We start from the raw sequence: 2,433 nt of genomic DNA on the forward strand, positions 1-2,433 counted from the left end.
GGCCAGGAAAGCGGTGATCGGCGTCGGCGCGCCCTCATAGACGTCCGGGGTCCACATGTGGAACGGCACCGCCGAAATCTTGAAGGCAAGGCCGGCCAGCACGAAGACCAGGCCGAAGACGAGGCCGAGCTGCCGCTCGCCACTGCCGAGCGCGGTCGCGATCTCCTGGAAGCCGGTGTTGCCGGTGTAGCCGTAAATCAGCGAGATGCCGTAGAGCAGCATGCCGGACGACAGCGCGCCGAGCACGAAATATTTGAGGCCGGCTTCGGTCGAACGGACGCTGTCGCGGTTGATCGCGGCGAGCACGTAGATCGCCAGTGACTGCAGCTCGAGGCCGAGATAGAGCCCGATCATGCCGTTGGCCGAGATCATCAGCAACATGCCGAGCGTGCACAGCAGGATCAGCACCGGATATTCGAACTTGTCGAAATGCTCCTGTCTGGCGAAGCGCATCGACATGACCAGCGTCACCGCCGAGCCGATCAGCGCCAGCACCTTCATGAAGCGGGCGAAGGAATCCTGGACGAAGGCGCTGCCGTAGGCGGTGCCCTGCCCGCTGGAAGAGACCACCCAGAAGCCGGCGAGCGCAAGTATGGCGACGGCAAGACCGTTGACGGTGGCCGTGCTGTCGGTGCGCGAATAGGCGCCCACCATCAACAGCGCCAGCGCGCCGATGGCGAGGATAAGCTCCGGCGTCGAGAGCGAAAGGCTGGAGAGAAGGTCCGGCGTCATGGTTCGCGATATCCCCAGTCAGTTCGCCGCCGCGGTCTGCGCGGTATTGATGGATGCGGTGACGTTAGTGACGAGCGCCTTGACCGAGGCGGCCGTCGCATCGAAGACCGGCGCCGGGTAGACGCCGAAGAAGATGACCAGCACCACCAGCGGATAGATGATCGCCTTCTCGCGCGCCGAGAGGTCGAGCAGATCTTTCAGGCTGTCCTTGGTCAACGACCCGAAGATCACGCGGCGATAGAGCCAGAGCGCGTAGGCCGCCGACAGGATGACGCCGGTGGCGGCGAAGAACGCCACCCAGGTGTTGACCCGGAACACACCCAGCATGGTCAGGAACTCGCCGACGAAGCCGCTGGTGCCAGGCAGGCCGACATTGGCCATGGTGAAGACCATGAACACGGTGGCGTATTTCGGCATGTTGTTGACCAGCCCGCCATAGGCATCGATCTCGCGCGTGTGCATGCGGTCGTAGATGACGCCGACGCACAGGAACAGCGCGCCGGAGACGAGGCCGTGGCTGAGCATCTGGAAGATCGCGCCCTGCACGCCTTCCTGGTTCATGGCGAAGATGCCCATGGTGACGAAGCCCATATGGGCGACCGACGAATAGGCGATCAGCTTCTTCATGTCCTCCTGCATCAGCGCCACCAGCGAGGTGTAGATGATGGCGACGACCGACAGCGTGAACACCAGCGGCGCGAACATTTCCGACGCCAGCGGGAACATCGGCAGCGAGAAGCGCAGGAAGCCATATCCGCCCATCTTCAGGAGGATCGCGGCCAGGATCACCGAGCCCGCCGTCGGCGCCTCGACGTGCGCGTCCGGCAGCCAGGTGTGCACCGGCCACATCGGCATCTTCACCGCGAAGGAGGCGAAGAAGGCGAGCCACAGCCAGGTCTGCATGTTGGCCGGGAAGTTGTGCGTCAGCAGCGTCGTGATGTCGGTGGTACCCGACTGGTAGAACATCGCCATGACGGCGAGCAGCATCAGCACCGAGCCGGCGAGCGTATAGAGGAAGAACTTGAACGAGGCGTAGACGCGCCGCTTGCCGCCCCAGACGCCGATGATGATGAACATCGGGATCAGGCCGGCCTCGAAGAAGACGTAGAACAGCACGATGTCGAGCGCGCAGAACACGCCGATCATCAGCGTTTCCAGGAGCAGGAAGGCGATCATGTAGGCCTTGACCCGCTTCTCGATCGCTTCCCACGAAGCCAGGATGCAGAGCGGCATCAGGAAGGTGGTGAGGATGACGAACAGCATCGATATGCCGTCGACACCCATGTGGTAGGAAATGCCCGAATCCAGCCAGGCGACCTTCTCGACGAACTGGAAGCCGGCCTGCGAATTGTCAAAACCCTTCCAGATGAACAGCGAGATGACGAAGGTGATGCTCGTCGTCCACAGCGCGATGGCGCGGATGTTGCGGCGCGCGTTTTCGCTGTCATCATTGATGAACAGGATGAGCAGCACACCAACCAGCGGCAGGAAGGTGACCAGCGAGAGGATTGGCCAGGCGGTCATCAGAGCATCATCCAGGTGACGAGTGCGGCAACGCCGATCAGCATGGCGAAGGCGTAGTGGTAGAGGTAGCCGGTCTGCAGCTTGACGACCCGGTTGGTGACGTCGACGACGCGCGCCGAGACCCCGTCAGGCCCGAACCCGTCGATGACGGCGCCGTCGCCGGTCTTCCACAGGAAC

The 2,433-nt window shown here is 62.9% G+C and carries 2 protein-coding genes; both read right to left on the reverse strand.

Annotated features, from left to right (window positions below):
• Positions 1-732 (reverse strand): NADH-quinone oxidoreductase subunit N (locus EOA33_RS32390; RefSeq protein ID WP_145989417.1); only part of this gene is annotated, 732 nt, incomplete at its 3' end.
• An 18-nt stretch (positions 733-750) separates the two neighbouring features.
• Positions 751-2,256 carry an NADH-quinone oxidoreductase subunit M gene (locus EOA33_RS32395; protein ID WP_126054030.1) on the reverse strand — a complete coding sequence of 502 codons (1,506 nt, stop codon included), beginning with the start codon at positions 2,254-2,256 and terminating at the stop codon, positions 751-753.
• Positions 2,257-2,433 lie beyond the last annotated feature (177 nt).

It is taken from the genome of Mesorhizobium sp. M4A.F.Ca.ET.050.02.1.1 (genome assembly GCF_003997725.1).
GTDB lineage: Bacteria > Pseudomonadota > Alphaproteobacteria > Rhizobiales > Rhizobiaceae > Mesorhizobium.

What these genes read in the sequence shown, in the direction of transcription:
- EOA33_RS32395 (WP_126054030.1), bottom strand. Translation starts at nt 2,256, where the DNA reads ATGACCGCCTGGCCAATCCTCTCGCTGGTCACCTTCCTGCCGCTGGTT.